This is a genomic window from Cytobacillus sp. S13-E01 (assembly GCF_029193815.1).
Classification (GTDB): Bacteria; Bacillota; Bacilli; order Bacillales; family Bacillaceae_L; genus Bacillus_BV.
Genome location: NZ_JARFVC010000010.1, coordinates 50,645 through 71,337, shown reverse-complemented (window position 1 = coordinate 71,337; position 20,693 = coordinate 50,645). Strand labels below are relative to the sequence as shown.

Below are 20,693 nucleotides of genomic sequence, written 5' to 3'. Positions count from 1 at the left end.
CAGCTCTGAAAAGACTAGAGATTTACAATCTCCTCTGATTTAAAATGACCTGCTACGTGTTTATGACATGTAAATACCAATATTTGATGATTTAGTGATAAGGTTTTTAAAAGAGTGACAATTTTCTCAAGTCTTCTAGAGTCAAAGTTAACAAAACTATCATCAATGATAAAAGGATAAGCAGTGGATGGGTGCATCGTTTTACCTAAAGCAATCCGAAGTGCAACATATAATTGTTCCGCTGTAGCCTGACTAAGTTCATTTGGTGTAAACCTCACACCATCAACTCTTTCAACGATAAAGCTAGACTGGTCATTCGGTGAATAGATATGAACATACACGCCATCTGTTAACATTCGGAAATGTTCCGCTGCCAAACTCAGTAGCTGCGGAAGTCGAACGGTTCGGTACTTTTCAATCGTTTTATTTAAAATATCCTTTGCAACTGAGTGTACTGCCCATTTTCTAGCATCTTCTTGAAACAGTGACCTTTGTTGTTCAAAGGTATGAAGAAGTTCCGTAAACGTTCCTCCTTCCTCTAGCTCTTTAATACGTAGATTTATTTCAGATAATTGCTGTTGTAAATCTTTCTCCGTCTTTTTAAGGACACCACTTTTCTCGTCTAAAATCTGAAGTCTTATTTTGTAATCTTCATGTTCATGAGTTTCTTTTATTAGGTCTTTGTAACGCCTTAGCTGAGCATTAAGTAATCTGAGCTTGTGAGATAAATTCGCTTTTTCTTCATAATGCTTCCCTTTTAATCTAAATTCATCTTCATTATCTGCATTTGCCATTTCAAAAAGACTTAAACTTTCTTTGTTTAAATGCTCTATTTCTAATTGAAGTTTGGAGTTCTGTTCATTAACATCTTCAATTTTTCTATTATAGTCTTTCCATTTTGCTTCTTTCTCATTTTCAGTTTCTAATGTCTTATCTAACGCCCTAATAACTTTCTCTATATTAGTTTCAGCTATATTACATCCTAAACGTATTCGTTCAACTTCTTCTTCATAGGTATTGATTTTTGATTCCATGCTAGTTAACTGCTTTACTAAACGTTGTTTTTGACGAATATCAGATTTCAATTCCTCTATCATTAGCACGATATCTACTAACCTATCGGCGGAAGTTTTCTCTGGTATAGTATATTCATTTCTAAACCTCTCTATCCTATCCTCAATAGCAAACAACTGATTTTCCCATTTCTCATACTGTGAAACAATCTTTTCGTTTGCTCGTTCTTTCTGGAATAACGTAACATTTTCAATGTCTAGTAGCCTTCTTATTTCTTTATCCTTAATTAATTTTTCTTGTATTTCTTCGAGATCCTCTTTACCTTCATACCTATACAGGATTTTTCCATTAATAAGTGCCAGCTGCTGTTCAAGCTGTGCCTTTTCGCTTTCAAGCTCTTTAATAAAACCATTTAATTCTTGGTTTCTAAAGAATCTCTTAATGAGAGACAAAACTACACCAACTACTATTATTATTCCGAGCAGAAGCCATTGGTTACTTACTAACGACCAAGAAAGGGCAATTAATAGTAAAAAATAGACGAATCCAAACATGACCCGGGTACTTTTATGTTTAGCTTGATCTTGGGATCTGAACATACTGATGTTTCTTTCAATGCCATTAATTGATTCAACCAATCTTCTTTTTTCATTCTCTAACGATTTAATATCTGTAAAAGAGTTTTTCATATTCTCATAATTTTTACGAGACACCTCGGGTAAGAGTTGGACTTGTAAATCCTTTATCTTTTCTTCACTTTCCTCGAGTGTTGCCTTAGAGCGTGTAAACTGTTCATCTAAAAACTGTTTTTGCTGCATTAACCGTTCATATTCGTTAACAGCTGATTTTACTTTTTCCTTTTTAGAGATACTCGTATCCAATTGAAGAATGTCTTCATCCGTTTTAGAAAAACCAATTAATTCTTGCTTATGAAGGATGTCTTCATTTTTCTGATTTATCTCTTTAGAAAATTCGCTTTTTTCATATTTTTGCTTATCATACGTGTGTAGATTACTAATTACATCGCGGATTTCTGATTTCCTTTTCAGTATTTCAACATTAAGGTTTATATTTTCCGCTCGAATTTTCCACTCTTCCTCCTTTTGGGATAGGCTAGAGAGTTGTGCATTGTATGGAAGAAGTTGCGACCTTATATGTTCTAATCTTTTAATACCATCTACTGGAAATGGTTCGCACGGGGGTACATTGTTTAATTCTTCTAAGTAGCTTGTTTGCTCTTTAATTATTGGCTCCAATGATAATAATTGTTCCACTTTTGTAGTTTCATTTGAAATTGTAAGTTTTTCTAGTTCAATAGTATCTAATTCCTGTTGCAGATTCTCTTTTTCTTGGATGAGTGATTTATATGTATTATTTTTTTCTTGTGATTTTCCTAAACGTTGTTGTACTTCTTTTAATTCCTGCATTTGTATGTTTAAAGTTGGTTTCCTTCCAGTTGGTTTGAATAAAGCATCCAGTTCTTTTGATATCCGTTCATTTACTTTTACTAAACCATCGGTACCTACCACCCCGGAAGAAAACAAATAACTTCCCAGTTCTTCTGCGTTCATCTGTTGAACTCCTTGAAGGCCATGGAGACCAAAGGAATATATTCCTTGATAAAACGATTTATCCATTCCCTGAAAAAGCCTATTAAGAATCTCCTCACCACCACGCGAACCATCAGGAAGATAGACCGTCACGTCACCACTAGCTTTTCCTGGAATTCGTTCTACTACAATCGTTCCAAAAAGAGTAGATTCGATTGTAATCCTTCCTCCATACTTTGTTCCGTTTTTTGGTTCATATCGTATTTCTTGCTGCTGCCTTGTTGGAAAACCAAACAAAATACTATGTATAAAGGACATTAATGTAGATTTACCAGCCTCGTTTAAGCCGTAAAAAACTTGAACAGAAGGAGATAAGTTTTCTATTAGTTTATTTTCCAGCTTTCCATAGCCGTAAATTTGAAGATCAGTAATTCTCAATTATCACTCCCCCGATCAGATTTAACCTTAATCATTTAACATCTCATTTAATATTATTGCCTCTGCTTCCTTAACTATATCCCGTTTTTCTTCCATTGATAGACTGTTTAAATACTTTCTAGCCTGTGGATGATTAAATAAGGGTCCTAGCGCATCAATGAATCCATCATATTCATCTATACATGTTATAAGATCCCCGAAAAAGTGAGACTCTTCCTTTAACTTGTCTCGCTCAATCATCATCGTGGTATGAACCCTTATAGTTGTTACTAAAACAAAATTATTCTTATCTTGCTCTGCCTCTATGAGAATACTAAGTAAATCATCCACTAAATTTCTATCGTGCAAATCTTTGTGTAAGGCACCCGATCCGATCAATTCAACTTCTAACAGGACTCCTCCTTGATCATATCTCCGAAAACCCTCAATTGTCTGAAAGCAATAATCTAATAAATGACTGTAGGAGGATATATCCGCAATAGAAACCTGGACATTCTCCCATAGAATATCTGCTGTTTGGTGGAAGGATATTTTAGAGTTATTTTCAGTTAGCTTTACAATATAACAACCTTTTTCACCTGTCTCTTTACGGTGTCTCCCTTGAATATTTCCTGGATACACAATCAATGGTTCTTCGTGCAGTACCTGGCGTTTATGAATATGTCCTAGCGCCCAATAATCAAATTTTTTATCAAGTAATTGTTTTATTGTAAATGGGGCGTAGTTATTATGCTCGAGCAATGAACCTTCAGCACTACCGTGTAAAAGTCCGATATGATATGCTGCGTCACCTTCTTTTTCATAAAGGGGGACCATATTTTTAGTAACAGCTTTTTCCTGATAACTAAATCCGTATAGGTTAGCTAATGGTTTCCCACTCTTTTGAAAGGTCTGTATTTCAACCTCTTGGTTAGTAAAAACATGAACATTTAAAGGCCATTGTATAGCTGTCCAATCCCCTCCAATGTGATCATGATTTCCATGAATAACATAGGCTGAGATTCCTTGTTCATCGAGTCGCTTCATTTCCTTACGAAATCTTACCTGTGCTCGCACACTACGATCTGCTGAATCAAACAAGTCCCCAGAAATAAGAATGAAATCTACATTTTCACGTATTGCCAAATCAATAACCTTAGTAAATGAAGTAAACGTGCTATCTTGAATTCGTTTATAGAGCTCCATTGGAATTCGGCTTTGTAACCCTTGAAAGGGACTATCTAAATGTAAATCAGCTGTATGTAAAAAGGTAAGTGAATTCATTGTAATTAATCCTTTCTTATATATCTGGATTAGTTTTATTTTACCATCTTGTTTAGGCGAATGCACGTTCTTATAAAAAAATTAGGTTTTCTTCATTATTATTTTAACTAATTCTGCAATCTATAAGTTTATATACAGTTTTGACAGTTAGTAGATATGAGATACCTGCTTAAAAAGCTATTATATTCCTGATTGTTGGACTATCTATACCAAACCATCATGTATAGTCTAGCTAACAAGTTTCTATTCTGACCTATAACCGATATACAAAAAGTACATATCAATAAGGGATACGTACTTTTGCAAAGAAAGTCTATTCTTTTTTCGTAAGCTGTAATGCTTTCTTAATATCCTTAAAAGAAGTTGTTTTTCCATACATTAATACACCGCCACGGTATACTCTAGCACCGAATACAGCTAACAGCACAATCGTTACCACAAGCAAACCTAAGCTTAGGGATATCTCCCAAAAAGGGATATTCAGCATTCCAACACGTAAAAACATTATCATCGGAGCGAAGAATGGAATAAAGGAAGTTACGGTAATAAAAGGTGCTTCTGGTTTACCTAAACCAAACATTGCAATCATAAATGCGATAACAATTAGCAACGTCATTGGTGTAATCATTTGTTGAACATCTTCTATTCTACTAACTAAGGAGCCTAGGAATGCAGCTAATGTAGCAAAAAGGAGATATCCGAGAATAAAAAAGACAATCGCATAAATAAATGTTGTTATTGGTACATCTAAAAATCCAAAGAACGAGAAAATACCTTCTCCACCACTAGTAGAGTTTAGTTTTAAAGAAAGATAGCCTAGGGTTAAAATGAAAGCAAACTGAGTAATACTTAATAGTGCAATTCCAAGTATTTTACCAAACATTAGCTTGATTGGTGACACACTTGAAATTAATATTTCCATAACTCTCGAAGACTTCTCTGTCGCTACCTCCATTGCAATCATGCTTGCATACATTATGACGGCAAAGTAAATGACAAATAACAAAATATAGACTAGTCCACGTGCTTGATTTAATTCTTCTTCTGTCTTAGCATCTTCCTCTAATGCTACCTTCTCAAACGTTACCGGTACATACAATTGGTTTACTTGTTCAGTTGTTAAACCAAACTTAGCTGTTGCAAGTGTTACTTTTAACTGTTGTAAGCCCTGCTCAAGCTGTGAATAGCTTTGGGAATCAGTAATTGACTGCGCTGTAAAGACTCCTTTTGGTAGCTGCTCCTGGTCATATGATAATTCCAAAAGACCCGAATACTCACCAACAGATACTTTACTTTTTGCTTCCTCTACTGTCCCAGCAAACTGTTCTACAGCTAATTTATCAGAAAAACTAGTAAAGTGTTGCTTAAATTGTGGATACAACTCCCCAGTTTCATCTATCACTGCTATCTTCTTATCATTATCACCCTTGTCAAACATTTCTATAATCGTTTGAAAATTAGTAAGGCCAATCACTAGGGCAGCTGTGATGAGTGTTGTCACTATGAAAGACTTTGTTTTCAATTTACTGGTATATGTATGGAATAGTATGATCCAAAATTTATTCATAGGAAGCACCTACCTTTTCAATAAAGATATCATTTAATGAAGGCTCCTCAAGTGAAAACTTTCGAACAAAACCTTTTCCAGAAATTTGCTGAAAAACATTTTGCGAAACGTCCTCGTTTTCAATCTGTAGCTGCACTCCTTGAGATGTTTGTTTACATTTAAGCACTCCAGGGACTTCCTGTAAATCACTTAAATCAAAGTCGGCATGAACACTTACATTTTTCTTGCCGAACGAGCGTTTGATATCTTTTAAAGATCCATGAACAATCGGTTTTCCGTGGTGCATGATACAAAGATGCTCACATAGCTCTTCTACATGCTCCATTCGATGACTTGAAAACACAATCGAAGTACCACTATTTTTCAGATCAACGACAGCTTCCTTTAAAAGTTCTACATTTACAGGATCTAAACCACTAAACGGTTCATCTAATATTAATAACTTTGGATTATGTAAAACAGATGCGATGAATTGAATCTTTTGTTGATTCCCTTTTGATAACTCCTCTACCTTTTTATTTAAATACTCAGGAACTTTAAATCTTTCAAGCCAATAATCTAGTTGTTTAAGCACATCTTGCTTTTGCATTCCTTTAAGTTTGCCTAAATATATAAGTTGTTCACGGACCTTCAGCTTTGGGTATAACCCTCGTTCTTCTGGTAAATAGCCGATTATATGACTTGTTTCATAGTTGATTGGGTTACCCTCCCAAGTGATTATTCCTTCTGTTGAATCAAGCAAACCTAAAATCATTCTGAATGTTGTCGTTTTTCCTGCTCCATTGGCACCTAAGAATCCGAACATTTCTCGTTCTGGTATTTCTATTGATAGGTTATCTACAGCAGTAAAATTTCCAAACCTCTTCGTAACATTCTGTAATACTAATGCCATATATACGCCTCCTTTTACACTTTCCAACTGATAATACGTAAAAATTACCAAATAGTTTCAAAAATTTCAGTTCACTTTTGGATAACAATTTTTCCGGATAATCCCCCATATCACTATACCCCTATTTAAAAATGTTCCCTGTGAATATAGTATCATTAAATTCCCCAAGTGAAATTAAACAATTGCAGGAATTTTAAAAGTATGCAAAAATAATAATAAATATTGGAATTATTACATAAAGGGGATTGCAAATATGGGGAATTATAAATTGACAGTCTTTGATAAAAGTGGAGAAACACTATTGGATGAATCGTTTGAAGCAGATTCAGAACAAGAAGCGAAAGTAATCGGTGAACAAATTCTAAAAGAAAAAAATCACCTAGATACTACACATCGTTGTACATCTTCTGCTGGAAAATTGATTTTATTCCATCGCTAAACGTAAAAAGCGGAGGGGGCCTGGTGCTCGACATTTAGTAATATCTCAATCAAAGAAACGGCTACCAAATCGGTAACCGTTTCGATTTATTTCCCTTCAAATTTAGGACTTCTTTTTTCTAAAAAGGCTTGAATACCCTCTTTATGGTCAGCGGTATTTCGCATTTCACTTTGTCCATATTTTTCAAGCTCTAATACCTTTAATAGATTGGGTCTACTCAGTTCGGCCAAAATACCTTTAGTTTTAACCATTGCTTTGACAGGTTTATTAAGCCATTCGCCTACTTTCTTTTCCACAGCGCCTTGAAGGTCATCCTCAACAACGGTATCAACTAATCCCAGTGAAAGAGCTTCATCTGCGGTCATTGGTTTTCCTTCCCAAATGACTTGCTTTGTCTTTAGCTCTCCCAATCTTCGCTCTAGGAAAAAGTGTCCGCCACCATCAGGAATGAGCCCAATTCCAATAAAATTCATTGCAATTTTTGATTGTTTTTCGGCAATAATATAATCTGCTGCAAGCGCAAAGCTAAGTCCTAAACCAGCAGCAGGTCCATGAACGGCACTTATTACCAGTTTTGGTAACGTATAGAGCGTTACCATCATTTCACCAATTGTTTCCATTATTGGTAAAAAGCCTGCCTCTTGTGTATTGCTTAACATTGATTTAATGTCACCACCGGCAGAGAAGCCTCGTCCAGACCCCATTAGTACTAAAACATCTACGCTTTCATTAGCAGCAACTTCCTTAAGCTTATCAGAAATTTCTCCTAACATCTGTTGATCCATTGCATTTAGCACAACAGGTCGGTTTAAAGTTAATGTTGCTACTCTTCCATCAACTTTTAGCAAAACAGTCGCAGTTTGTGTTGTCATAATATTCCTCCTATGTATTCGTTTACACGCTTACTATTAGTATACAATTAAAATAATAGAAATAATTTTCTGAAAAGATAGCCAAAAGTGAAGGTTTGCTCGAGTCTAGGCAAAAGTACTTTTCACCTCTTATGTTAATAAAAGCATGAAAGCCTTGGCTAAATTACATCTAGCAACTCTTCCATGCTTATCTTTTTTTAATCTTTCAACTTTACATTATGTTAAGATAACGTGGAAAGATGCTCCTTTAATTGGTCTCGAAGTGCCATTTTCAAAAACTTTCCAACTGATGTTTTAGGAATTGTATCTAGGAATACAACGTCATCTGGTAACCACCATTTAGCAAACTGAGGACGTAAGAATTCATAAATATCTTCTTTTGTTACATGTCCCTTCGCATAATCCTTTAAAACCACACAGGCTACGGGTCGCTCTTGCCATTGTTCATGCGGGACAGCAACTACAGCCGCTTCAAATATATCTTCATGTGCCATTAAAGCATTTTCTAAATCAACTGAGGATATCCATTCTCCTCCACTCTTTATTAAGTCCTTGGTTCTGTCGACGATCTTAACAATACCTTCCTCATCAACTGTGACTACATCACCTGTACACAACCAGCCATCCTTGAAAGCTTCTAGTGTACGCTCATCTTTATAATATTCGTCTGCAATCCATGGACCACGAAGCAGTAATTCACCCATCTCTTGACCGTTCCACGCAACCTCACCATCTTTACCAACTACTATCATTTCTACCCCTGGGACAAGAGACCCTTGTTTTGCTCTAATATCCAATCTATCCTCTTCTGATAAATCCTGTTGATAGCTTTTTAATCTAGAAAGGACAACTAATGGACTTGTTTCTGTCATACCATACGCATGAATAAATGGTATTTTAAATTTCGTTTCAAAGGCTTTTATCATGCCTTTAGGAGCTGCTGATCCCCCGCATAGAATTCTTGTTACACTACTCGTGTCATAGTTTCCTTGCTCAAGCTCATTTAGTAACCCAAGCCAAATAGTTGGAACACCTGCTGCAAGTGATACTTTTTCTGACTCAATTAATTCAGCAATGATTTTAGGTGTAAAATATGGTCCTGGCATTACTTGTGTCGTTCCAAACCAAACTGCTGCAAATGGAAGACCCCAAGCATTTGCGTGGAACATTGGTACTACTGGCATTGCAATATCACTCTCAGATAGAGCGGAACTATCAGCTAAACCTAGGGCCATGCTATGCAGGACGATTCCACGGTGAGAATAAACAACCCCTTTTGGATTACCAGTTGTTGCCGAGGTATAACACATTCCCGCTGGTTCATTTTCATCAAGATCTTTTACAAATTGATAGGTTGGATCCCCTTCTTTTAGCAGGTCTTCATAATGAAAGGCAGGTTCAAGAGTGGTTTGGGGAAGACTATCTTTTTCAGTCATGATTACAAACGCTTTAACTGTAGATAATTCATCCTTTACACTTTCAACTAGAGGAATTAAATCCTCATCAATTAATAGCACTTGATCTTCTGCATGGTTTACGATGAATGAAATATGATTCGGTGCTAAGCGAATATTGATGGTATGTAATACCGCACCATATCCTGGAATTGCAAAATAGGCTTCTAGATGTCGATGATGATTCCAAGCAAATGTACCAACACGCTCGCCTCGTTTGATTCCGAGCTTTGCTAAGGCACTTGCTAGCCTTCTAGTACGTTCTCCAATCTCTTTATACGTATGTGTTTTAATTCCATCAGCAGTCCTTGAAATGACTTGTTTTTTTGGAAAGTATTTCTCAGCACGCTCGAGCATTGTTGGGACTAATAAAGGTACGTTCATCATAATAATCATCTCCTAATTTTTAATTCTATTTATGGATTAAAAGATTAAGCTTATTTCATTCTTATTACAATCACAATCCCATATTTTTCACAATGATTGTCTTCATGATTTCATTTGTACCAGCGTAGACTGTGGCGACTGGTATATCACGATACCTTCTAGCAATCTCATACTCTTCCATATAGCCGTAGCCTCCATGTAATTGCATGCACTCTGAAGCGACTTTCTTCGCCATATCTGTAAGCCACCATTTTGCCATTGATACTTTTGTAACGACATCTTTTCCAGACATATGTTGTTCAATTAGATCATCTATAAATGTACGGCCAATTTCAATTTCCGTTGCCATTTCCGCTAGTCGGAATTGAACCGTTTGGAATTTACTTACAGTTTGTCCAAATGCCTGCCTTTCTTTAACATAGTTAGCAGCTAATTTAAACATGACTTCTGCAGACGTTTGGGCACATATCCCTACAATTAAACGTTCCTGTTGAAGCTTATCCATTAAGTAATAAAAGCCTTTTCCTTCTTCACCTAAAATATTGGCTGCAGGCACGATTGCATCTTCAAAAATTAGTTCGGCTGTATCCTGGCTATGAAGACCAACTTTTTCAAGTTTTCGTCCTCTAGAAAAACCAGGGGTATCGTTTTCAATTACTAATAGACTGATCCCCTTATGCTTTTCCTTTGGGTTTGTTTTACAAACAACTACTATGAGATCAGCATGTATTCCGTTCGTAATGAACGTTTTTTGTCCATTAACAAGATAATGATCTCCTTCTTTTATTGCACTAGTTTGAATCCCTGCTAAATCAGAACCAGCCCCTGGCTCTGTCATTGCGATTGCTGTAATGAATTCACCCGAGATACACTTTGGTAACCATTTTTTCTTTTGTTCTTCAGTTCCATAGGTTTGAATATAAGGAACAACGATATCACTATGTAAACCCATACCGATCATACTTGAGCCCACTTTTTCAAGTTCTTCATTTATGACGACAGAATATCCAAAATCTGCTTCTAATCCTCCATACTGCTCATCAACCCACGGACATAGGAAACCATTATATCCCATTTTTAACCAAAGATCTCTAGGGATAATCCCTTGTTTTTCCCAATCATTGTAAAATGGGTATGCTTCTTTTTCTAAAAATTTACGGAAGGCATCACGGAAAATGTGATGCTCCTCCTTTAAATAACGTGCTGACATGTTTATCCTCCTTAAGCCTTTTCCTTTTCTGTATGCTGCTGTCGAAGTAAGAATTTCTGTATCTTCCCACTCGCATTTCTTGGAAGCTCACTTGCGAAAATATATTTTCGTGGTCGTTTGTAATCTGCTAGCTTTTCGCTATTTTTACAGAAAGCTTCCAAGTCCTCTTCCGTTAAATTGGGATCTTTCTTCACGATGACAGCGATTACTTTTTCACCCCATTTTTCATCAGGTTCTCCGAGGACTGCGACATCTAATACACCTTCATGTTCGTATAAAATATCCTCAACTTCTCGTGGATAGACATTTTCTCCACCACTAATGACCATGTCATCCACTCGGTCAGCTACGAACAAATAGCCTTCTTCATCAAAATAGCCGAGATCACCTGAGTGATACCAGCCTTTATATAAGGCTTTTTCTGTGGCATCCTCGCGGTTAAAGTATCCTGCCATCATTGAAGGACCTTGAACGATGATTTCTCCAACTTGATAGGATGGTAGAGTATCCTCTGGATTTGATGGGCCATCTTCACATGGTTTTACAACACGAATTTCATGGTTAAAACATGGTTTTCCAGCAGATCCTGCTTTTCTTATTTGCTCATCCTCATAAAGAAAGGTTATTGCGGGACCCATTTCTGTCATTCCGTATGCTTGAATTAGGTTAATTCCTAGTTTTTCTTTACAAGACTTCACAAGTACAGGTGCCATTGGAGCTGCCCCGTATAGACCAAGACGTAACGATGATAAATCATAGTTTTCTAGATTCACTTGTAGTAACATATTCCACATTGTTGGTGCGGCAAAAAAGACTGTAATCTTCTCATCCTGGATAACCTGTAAAACCTGTTCAGGATCAAAGTGATGAATAATAACATTACTTGCTCCTACATGGACTCTTGGAAGGAAACAGCAATGCAATTCAGCACAATGAAACATTGGGGCAGTAACTAATCCCCTATCATTAGGGGTAAGCCTTTTGGCAGCTATACAAGTTAAGCTTTGTTCAAGCATATCGCGATGACGGTGTAAAACACCTTTTGGTTTTCCTGTAGTACCACTTGTATACATAATCGCATATAAATCATTTTCATAAATGGTAGAGTTTGGAGTCTTAGCTGAAGCATGCTCAGTTCTTTCATAGAAGTTTACAGCATAGGATGGGGTGTCACTGTCAGTGTACCAAAAAGAAGTTGTTGGAAAGTCTTTTTCAATACTTGCAATATTTGCTTCTAGGATTTTTTCAAATAGAAATATTTTTGGCTTTGCATCATTGATGATATATGCTACTTCCTGTGGCTTTAATCGGAAATTAATCGGATTAAAAACTGCGCCAATTTTCGCACAAGCAAAATACGCTGATGCTAGTTCACTTGTGTTAAATAGATAGGTAGAAACTCGGTCCCCTTTTTGCACGCCAGAGGAGATTAGTGCATTTGCAAGTTTATTAATTTCTTTGTCCCATTCTAGGTATGTAAATCTAATCCCCTTTGGAACATCAACAAGTGCTTCTTTATTCGGATATTTACTTACCGTTTGTTCAAATAACTTTCCAATCGTATTATACATATTGTACCCCCTTGCAAAATATGAAAACGCTTTCTAATCTCATTATAACCTAATTTGGATTGCTCTAACTTAGTATCTCTTGATGTACAGCTACTAGAATTCTTCTGTTACTTGTTTAAAATATTAAACGATCTATTTTATGAGATTCGATATTAGTTTAATTCCTCATAAAATTATAAATCCCTGTTACATTTTTTAAATTTTTAAATAATGTTTATAAACTTTAATTTAAGTGATTCACATCTATCACTTTTAGAATATTTGTCACATTGTTTCACGTAACCTTGAATACAAAAACAAAGGTGGTATATGATTAAACCTTTAACAGCCCTTATTCGGATTCCATGAACCTTGTGTTTTTCTTATTTGTACAATTTGTCCAAGATGATATGCATTGTGTATATTAATATGGGCAATAATGTCCATCCAAGGATCTTTTGAACTACTTCTTACAGGGCTATATAATTTTGTTTCATCGCAATCATGAATCGAAATACGCCAATCTGACATTGTTGCAAGTAGCTTCACAACTGTAGAAAGCCAATCTAGCTCATTTGCAAGCTTTTCTGGCCCAGCGAAGGTTGAATCATTATCAGTTTGTTCTTCAGACAAAGGTAAGTCTCTAAATCTTTTTAAATACCTATCGTTCCAGAAGGTGAGATGATTAACAATCTCCCATATTGAATTAGTGGATTCGTTCTCTTTCCAAGCGGCCTGCTCTGCAGTTACACCATCCAATGCCTTATGTAATGAAACAAACCAGCCTTCGCAATCATGACATCCTGCAAACTGAGAAAGTAATAAACTCTTTATTCTATCAGACATATAAATTTAACTCCCCCTGACTTGTACAAAAGGCTATTAAAACAGGATCTATTATTACAGTACGTCTGGAATGTCACAAATATGTCATTATGGCTAATCCTTATAATATGCTTTTTATAACCTATTAAACTTCATATTAAGTAATGTAATGTAAAAACTTTTATAAAAAACCTAGAGGACAACAAGAAAAGCGAAAGGCGCCCGCTTATCGGCGACAAGCATAAGACGAGCCGTCAGGAAGGTTGTTCTTTGACCTTCCTGACGGATTGGCTTATGACCTCGAGCCGATGGCGCCCGGAGCTAGACACTAAAACTTGGTACAAATTTTTATACTTTCTTATCTTTTAAGAAAAGCGAAAGGCGCCCGCTTATCGGCGCGTCGATTAAAACCCGCCACGTCCTGTGGCGAACATCGACATCAGCACATCCTGTGCAAGTCAAGCATAAGACGGTTCCTTTAAGAAGGTGGTTTTTCCTTCTTAAAGGAAATGGCTTATGACCTCAGGTCCGATGGCCCCTGGAGCTAGACGTAGATAGACAGAGACACGAGGTTATACACAACCTTACAATTTTATAAATTCCTAAACAATAAAAAAGCAGTGGCATTAGGAACATTACCTAACCACTGCTGATCTTTTTAATTATGAGTTTTAATTTTAAATAGCTCATCTAATATGTTGATTTTTTCTTCCGTATAATGTTTAAAACCCTCATTATAGGATTTTGGGTCTTTCGGGTTTGCAAAACGCGTTATTTTGCCTGTAAATGGATCGACAAATTTACTTGAAGCGCCACAACCTAGGCCAATTATTGATTGCTGTTCTTCCATGATCATGATGTTATAAATACTTTCTTGACTAGGAATAGCGTAACCTACATTTTCTAAGTTGCCTAATATGTTTTTCTGTCGGTACAAGTAATAGGGGGCATACCCATGATTTTGTGTCCATTTTGTCGCACTGTCCATCATTTCACCTATTTCTTCTCTACCGGCAACTTTATATTTCTCCTTATTCTTAGTCATCTCAGATGCTCTTTTAAAGGATAATGTATGAACAGTTATTGATTCTGGCATAAGCTTCTCTGTTTCATTAAGGGTATGATTAAACTCTTCAATCCCCTCACCTGGAAGACCAATGATGAGATCCATATTGATATTATTCATTCCCATTTTTCTTGCTAAATGATACTTTTCGATCGTTTCTTCAACCGTATGGTGACGACCAATAGCTTTAAGTGTTTCTTGAATGTATGATTGCGGATTAATACTAATCCGATCAATATTCCATTTGTTTAACACATCAAGTTTATTAGGAGTAATCGTATCAGGTCTTCCAGCTTCAACTGTAATCTCTCTTATTTTATCTACATCGGGAAAAGATTGATACATTTCTTCATAGAGCATGTCCATTTCTTCAGCTGTAATACTTGTAGGAGTTCCCCCACCATAGTAGACTGTTGTTATTTTCATATCATTTTCTTTTAACCAACGTCCAATTTCTTGTATTTCATAATAAAGACCGCCTAAAAATGAATCTACTGAGCCTTGTCTCCCATTAATCGCATAGGCTGGAAATGTACAATACGCACATTTTGTTGGACAAAATGGAATACCGATATAGATGCTTACTTCATTTTTTAGCTCATACAAGTCGGGAACTACTGCCAATTGACGGTCAACAATTTCTTGCATTAGCTTAATTTTTTCATCAGTGATTAAGTATTCGTCTTTTAACTGTTGATGGGCCACTTCTTTTTGAATACCTGAATGTAGTTTTTTATGAAGTAATTTTGTTGGACGAATCCCTGTTAAGACACCCCATTGCTGTGTAACTCCCGTAAGTTCTTGGAGTACCGTAACATAAACATAGGAAACTGAGTGCTTTATTAATTTAAAACGTTCTTTCTCATTAGAACAATGAGATACATCTTTTTCGTAGGATGCCTCAATTCGCGTTCTTGATGAGGTTTCTTCCAAAACTGCATTTGAAGAAATGGAATCTCCTTCATCATTAAGTGTAATATTTATTATTAAGTCTGGATTCTCTGTTGGTGAGAATTCAAGCTTACTTTCTTCGTAAAAAAGATCTGTAATTAAACTAAGTGGTCGATGAAAACGTTCATCGTTTATTCCGCGGAATAGTATTTGCAATATTATCACCTTTCATATGAGGTTTTAACGCCTCTCGGGTAGTGTCAAATTGAAGACAAGGCATATTTTAGTGTACATAATAATTTTTTTAATATCAACAACTATGAAGATGGTTAGATTTGGAGACATATCTTTTCACACAAAAAAATGACAAGTGACCATCATAATCACTTGTCGATACTACATTTATTTTTCAATCTTTATCGTACGCAAAAAATCAATTCGCTGTTGTTTACGAAAGTGTTCTTTGATCATATAGGCTACACCATTTTGATCGTTAGAACGTGTAACCCAATCTGCAACCTTTTTAACTTCCTTAGGAGAATTCCACATGGCTACCCCTAATCCAGCTGCTTCAATCATTGGCATATCACCTGGAGAATCTCCAATTACCACTGTTTTTGAGAGTGGGATTCCTAATTGTTGACTCAGTATTCGTAAACCAGTTAGCTTAGATACACCTCGCGGGCCAATTTCTAATTTTTGTCTTTGATTATCGACATTTGACACTGTTATGTCTGGAAATGCCTCAGTTAATGTTTGGTATGCGTTATTAAACTCTTTCTCATTTGTAAAAAACGCTTCTAGTTTTGGTGGGGCTACGGGATTATCAAGTAGATAGTCGCCTAACGAATCAACAAACTGCATTGGATAAAAGAGTGGATCACCTGAACCTAGAACTGCTTTAGCTATAATATTCCCAGGCATTTTCATTTTATTTCCAACTGAAAATCTCTCATGTAAAAGCCTAATATTACATTCGAAGTTCTCGAGCACTTGAACAATATTAAACGTCTTTTCCTCTGACAATCTATTTTGATAAATAGGTTGATCAAGAGAGTTTCCAATAAACGCTCCATTATGTGTAATGATATGAGAATCGAGCTTTAATGCTTTTGCAATCTTTTTCGCTGAAGGAAAATTTCTACTTGTTACTAGCGTTACATAAACTTCTTTTTTTCTAACATACTCAATTGCTTCCTTTGTACCACTTTGGATACGTCCATTAGAGCGTAACAAAGTACCATCAACGTTAATTGCTAGCATTCTATATAACATCATGGCGAATCCCCTCCCTCACATATACATATCCTTATGCATATGAATATGTATTTACTAGAAAGAATAGAACATAAATGATACTATCAAACATTATTCGACAAGTACCCGGTACTTGTCGAATCCTCCTCATCGAAAAACCCCACATTCATTGGGGTTTTTCAATGGTTATTTATTTTCTTCCATACTGCCGTATAATTCTTCTAATGGTTTCATGATGATTTTGTTAAGTTCTCCAATTGCCATGCTCATACTTTGCTCCGCTTCCATTAATTTTGCGATTGATTGGTGTTGTTGAACTAGTGCAACCATTTTTTGTGCTTGCTCTACTTCCTCTTGTGAGATTTCTTGACCCATCATTTGTTTTTGTTGAAGATTTAATTGAACATCACGAAAGTTTTCAAACATCTTTTTCGCTGACTCGTCCGCATTCACTTCATCATAAAAACTTTTTAGGTTCTTGTACTCCTCACTTTCACGAATCGCTTTTTCAACATCATATGCTACATCAAATAAATTTACCGCCATTGTTATTTCCTCCTTAATTTAAACGAACAAAAATTAATACCATTCAACTATAACAAACTACATCAAGAAACTTAAGTAATACACTCAACTAACAATATACGTGATATTTCCCTCCTTCATGACTAATGACTACTCCACAGGGCAAGTCTATATAGTTTTACAGGTAAATTTCATAACCTAATTTCTATATTCCTAATTAAAAAAAAGAACAATTACACCTTGAACAATTCCAATCATTCCGCCAAGAAGGGCTCCTAAATAGGTGATCATTTTAAATTCTCGTCTTGAAATTGAAAGGACCATTTCTTCAAGTCGGTCGACGGCAAATGTCTCCACTTGATTTTTTACGATTTCAGCAAGATGCATTCTTTCCATCATAACCTCTACCCTTCCCGCAATAAATTCACCGATTTTGTCAACAGTACGAGGAATCCATTCCTCTAACACTTTTTGTTTATATGGTTCAAGAACTTTATTAACTGACATATTTAAATAGCGGTTCACATCGATGTGCTTACTAGCTTGTTCTTGTAATAGTGTAACAATCACATTACGTCCGATTTTTTCTTCAAGCTCAATTGCCTTCCACTTTTTCACTTTATCCCATTCATTTTCAAGCAATGTAGTAAGTAGATCTTTTGTTCCTTTACTGCTTAAAAATTTCACTATTTCAGGTTGAATTTTGTCAATTAGGCTTTCATTACCTAAGAACATCTGAAGCATGTTTCCTAGCATGCCTCTTGTAGCCAGAAAATCATCAATCATTTTCCGAACCTTTCTTTTGCCTTCATCACTTGAAAAATAGTCGATTCCCTTTGAGGCTATGTATTCGGCTACAAATGGGATTTTATCCTTAACCTTTTCAAGTAAACCAATAGGGGCTACCTCACCTAGTTCCTTATCGCGTAGCTCTTTCATAATTTCTTCATACTTTGCTTCAATAAATTCTTTAATTTTTATGTTCACTTTTTCATCTATCTTTTCAAAACCCATTTTAGTTGTAAACTCAAGTAGTGTCTTTTCAGACGATAAAAGTCGCTTTGCTTCCTCCTGAACCCACTCAACCATCTCAGATTTAAATTTTGGGTCTTGAAACTTAGCTCTAATACTTTCTGGGGTAAGTAAATGATCGACAACCATTCTCCCAAGTTGAATAGCTAATTCCTCTCGTCGCTTTGGAATAAGACCCGGAGTAAACGGTAGTCTTTTTCCACCTATGTAAATTGCCTTATAAGGTCTAAACAACATTTTTATGGCGAGAGAGTTAGTAAACCCTCCAATAACCGCACCAACTATAGCCATAAATAAAATGATACCTAAAACATCCATTCCCGTAACACCATCCAAATTAGATTATTTTGCTCACAGTTTTTCTTCTATTTACATACGATACGATATCAGCATTCGCCTAATAAAGAAAAGCGCAAGGCGCCCGCCTTTCGGCGACAAGCATAAGACGAGCCGGCTGGAAGGTTGTTCTTTACCTTCCGGACGGATTGGCTTATGACCTCGAGCCGATGGCGCCTGGAGCTAGACACTAAAACTAGGTACAAACTTTTATACTTTCTTATCTTTTAAGAAAAGCGCAAGGCGCCCGCCTTTCGGCGACAAGCATAAGACGAGCCGGCTGGAAGGTTGTTCTTTACCTTCCGGACGGATTGGCTTATGACCTCGAGCCGATGGCGCCTGGAGCTAGACACTAAAACTAGGTACAAACTTTTATACTTTCTTATCTTTTAACAAAAGCGCAGGGCGCCCCGCTTAGCGACGTATGGACTGGACTGATCCGCATGAGATAAAGGAAACACGAAGAGCGAAAGCGATTCGATGTTGACTTATCGTAAGGAGGAGAGGGAAGTCCACTAGTCGTTGGGGCGCTGGAGCTGGATGTAGATAGACATAAACACAAAGCTATACACACCCTTACAATTATATAATTCCTTAACATTAAGAAAAGCGGAGGGCACACGGAACTAAGCATCAATACTTTATACTTTTTTAATTAAATAATGCACATGTTCCCGATTCCACCAATTTTTGATTCACACATAAATTATAAAGCTTGTTTAACAAGTCGGCAAATGAGGTTTTTAACATGTCTACAAAATTGCAGCTTGAAATTAGACCACTTCCCGATGAATCACTAGGACGACCCTTCATTATAAAAGTAAGTGATCAAATTATGAAGGCCCTACATTTATCTTCAAATCAAGATCATCAATTAACTTGTAGTAGGTATAGTCACCGGGTTCGAATCGTATCTATAAAAGAGAGTGACTCAATTATGTATTGTAGTAAGACCTTGCTACAATCCTTACATCTGCCAACCGAATTTACATTTACAATCTCACTTACTAAGACCAATCACAATGAATTATCTCTAAACCCTATAGTTTCTGTAATGACTGAAGTCAAAGAGAAAGGAGAAACTGTTTCTTTAGGATCTATTGAAGCATTCTGTGAAGAACTTGCCTACTATTGTGACTCGACTGGCGTCTTCTTTTACGTTTTTTCACTGAATAATTGGGATAAAGAGAATCTTGTAGGATATGTATTTAATAATAACAAATGGATCAAAACACCAGTCCCTTTCCCTCAGGTTGTTCATAATCGGATTCATACACGAAAAAGGGAGCAATCAACTAAGTTTATTGAATTTACCAGAGATCTGAAATCGACTACTACACCCTATTTTAATGATCATTTTCTAAATAAATGGGAAGTTCATGAACTATTAGTAGAGCACAATCATATAACACCCTATATACCCGAAACAATGCTACTAACTTCTCGGAAAGTACTTGAAGAAATGGTAGATAATCATGATTGTGTCTTTTTAAAACCGATTCATGGTAGCCAAGGCCGTAAGATCTTTCGAATCACTAAAAAAGAATCTAATTACCATCTCGATTACACTACATTTACTGGAGATATTGAGCAGACATACGATTCATTTCTTGCACTTTTTCAATCTTTACGTTCAAGGCTAAATCAACAAGGCTTTGTGGCCCAACAGGGTCTACCATTACTATTATATAATTATCGACCCCTTGATTTTCGTTTTCTATGTCATAAGACGATTGATAACAAGTGGGCAATCACCTCTGCTATTGCGCGGGTATCCTCAAAGGAGCAATTTGTTTCGAATTTAGCAAGAGGCGGAGAGTTAATGAAATTATCAACTATTTTGTCAGATACCTTTGATCAAAAAACAAGTAATCATATAAAAAAAATGTTGAAAGAACTAGCGCTTGAGGTAGCAGATATTATTTCACTTTCCTGTGAAGGGTTTTACGGAGAACTTGGCATTGACTTAGCCCTAGATATTAATGGAGTACCCTGGGTAATTGAAGTGAATACAAAGCCATCCAAAGACCAAGACCCTGAACATATCTCATCAAAAGTAAGACCATCAGCAAAGGCAATCATTCAACATTGCCTCTACTTGACTAATTTCTCTAAAAAGGAGTGA

Annotated in this window: 15 protein-coding genes; 2 read left to right on the top strand and 13 right to left on the bottom strand. The window is 36.2% G+C overall.

From position 1 onward, the window contains the following. Nucleotides 1-14 precede the first annotated feature (14 nt). The 4 genes from PY093_RS09245 to PY093_RS09230 form a co-directional block, all read right to left on the bottom strand. Entirely contained in the window at nt 15-3,002 is a 2,988-nt protein-coding gene (locus PY093_RS09245; protein ID WP_275645605.1) for an ATP-binding protein, read from the bottom strand. 27 nt (nt 3,003-3,029) lie between these two features. Beyond that, complete coding sequence (locus PY093_RS09240) at nt 3,030-4,265, bottom strand: metallophosphoesterase family protein (protein ID WP_275645604.1); 1,236 nt, start codon at nt 4,263-4,265, stop codon at nt 3,030-3,032. Between the two features lie 313 nt (nt 4,266-4,578). Continuing rightward, a complete protein-coding gene (locus PY093_RS09235) occupies nt 4,579-5,832 on the bottom strand; it encodes an ABC transporter permease (protein WP_275645603.1) in 1,254 nt (417 codons plus the stop codon). Beyond that, nucleotides 5,825-6,724 carry an ABC transporter ATP-binding protein gene (locus tag PY093_RS09230; protein WP_275645602.1) on the bottom strand — a complete coding sequence of 300 codons (900 nt, stop codon included), beginning with the start codon at nt 6,722-6,724 and terminating at the stop codon, nt 5,825-5,827. The genes PY093_RS09235 and PY093_RS09230 overlap by 8 nt, the downstream gene beginning before the upstream one ends. A 253-nt stretch (nt 6,725-6,977) precedes the next feature. Here PY093_RS09230 and PY093_RS09225 point away from each other — a divergent pair, with 253 nt between their 5' ends. Then, nucleotides 6,978-7,163, top strand: coding sequence for a YhzD family protein (locus PY093_RS09225; RefSeq protein ID WP_275645601.1), 186 nt, complete (start codon nt 6,978-6,980; stop codon nt 7,161-7,163). Nucleotides 7,164-7,249: 86 nt separating this feature from the next. Here the strand turns inward: PY093_RS09225 and PY093_RS09220 are convergent, their stop codons facing one another. The 9 genes from PY093_RS09220 to PY093_RS09180 all read right to left on the bottom strand — a co-directional run bounded on the left by PY093_RS09220 (nt 7,250) and on the right by PY093_RS09180 (nt 18,550). After that, nucleotides 7,250-8,035 (bottom strand): enoyl-CoA hydratase, encoded by a 786-nt coding sequence (locus PY093_RS09220; protein WP_275645600.1) that lies wholly within the window; start codon nt 8,033-8,035, stop codon nt 7,250-7,252. A gap of 221 nt (nt 8,036-8,256) precedes the next feature. Further along, nucleotides 8,257-9,876, bottom strand: coding sequence for a long-chain fatty acid--CoA ligase (locus PY093_RS09215; protein WP_275645599.1), 1,620 nt, complete (start codon nt 9,874-9,876; stop codon nt 8,257-8,259). Between the two features lie 70 nt (nt 9,877-9,946). Continuing rightward, complete coding sequence (locus PY093_RS09210; RefSeq protein WP_275645598.1) at nt 9,947-11,086, bottom strand: acyl-CoA dehydrogenase family protein; 1,140 nt, start codon at nt 11,084-11,086, stop codon at nt 9,947-9,949. A gap of 11 nt (nt 11,087-11,097) precedes the next feature. Beyond that, nucleotides 11,098-12,657, bottom strand: coding sequence for a fatty acid--CoA ligase (locus PY093_RS09205; protein ID WP_275645597.1), 1,560 nt, complete (start codon nt 12,655-12,657; stop codon nt 11,098-11,100). A 321-nt stretch (nt 12,658-12,978) separates the two neighbouring features. After that, nucleotides 12,979-13,482 (bottom strand): DinB family protein, encoded by a 504-nt coding sequence (locus tag PY093_RS09200; RefSeq protein ID WP_275645596.1) that lies wholly within the window; start codon nt 13,480-13,482, stop codon nt 12,979-12,981. A 637-nt stretch (nt 13,483-14,119) separates the two neighbouring features. Continuing rightward, the gene (locus PY093_RS09195) at nt 14,120-15,634 is read right to left on the bottom strand and encodes a coproporphyrinogen III oxidase (protein ID WP_275645595.1); all 1,515 of its coding nucleotides are present in this window, start codon (nt 15,632-15,634) and stop codon (nt 14,120-14,122) included. A gap of 186 nt (nt 15,635-15,820) precedes the next feature. After that, nucleotides 15,821-16,693, bottom strand: coding sequence for a Cof-type HAD-IIB family hydrolase (locus PY093_RS09190; protein WP_275645634.1), 873 nt, complete (start codon nt 16,691-16,693; stop codon nt 15,821-15,823). Nucleotides 16,694-16,861: 168 nt separating this feature from the next. After that, complete coding sequence (locus PY093_RS09185; protein ID WP_275645594.1) at nt 16,862-17,221, bottom strand: YlbF/YmcA family competence regulator; 360 nt, start codon at nt 17,219-17,221, stop codon at nt 16,862-16,864. Between the two features lie 192 nt (nt 17,222-17,413). Beyond that, complete coding sequence (locus PY093_RS09180) at nt 17,414-18,550, bottom strand: DUF445 domain-containing protein (protein ID WP_275645593.1); 1,137 nt, start codon at nt 18,548-18,550, stop codon at nt 17,414-17,416. A 766-nt stretch (nt 18,551-19,316) separates the two neighbouring features. On the opposite strand from PY093_RS09180, the gene PY093_RS09175 reads away from it, so the two are divergent. Then, nucleotides 19,317-20,693 carry a YheC/YheD family endospore coat-associated protein gene (locus PY093_RS09175; RefSeq protein WP_275645592.1) on the top strand — a complete coding sequence of 459 codons (1,377 nt, stop codon included), beginning with the start codon at nt 19,317-19,319 and terminating at the stop codon, nt 20,691-20,693.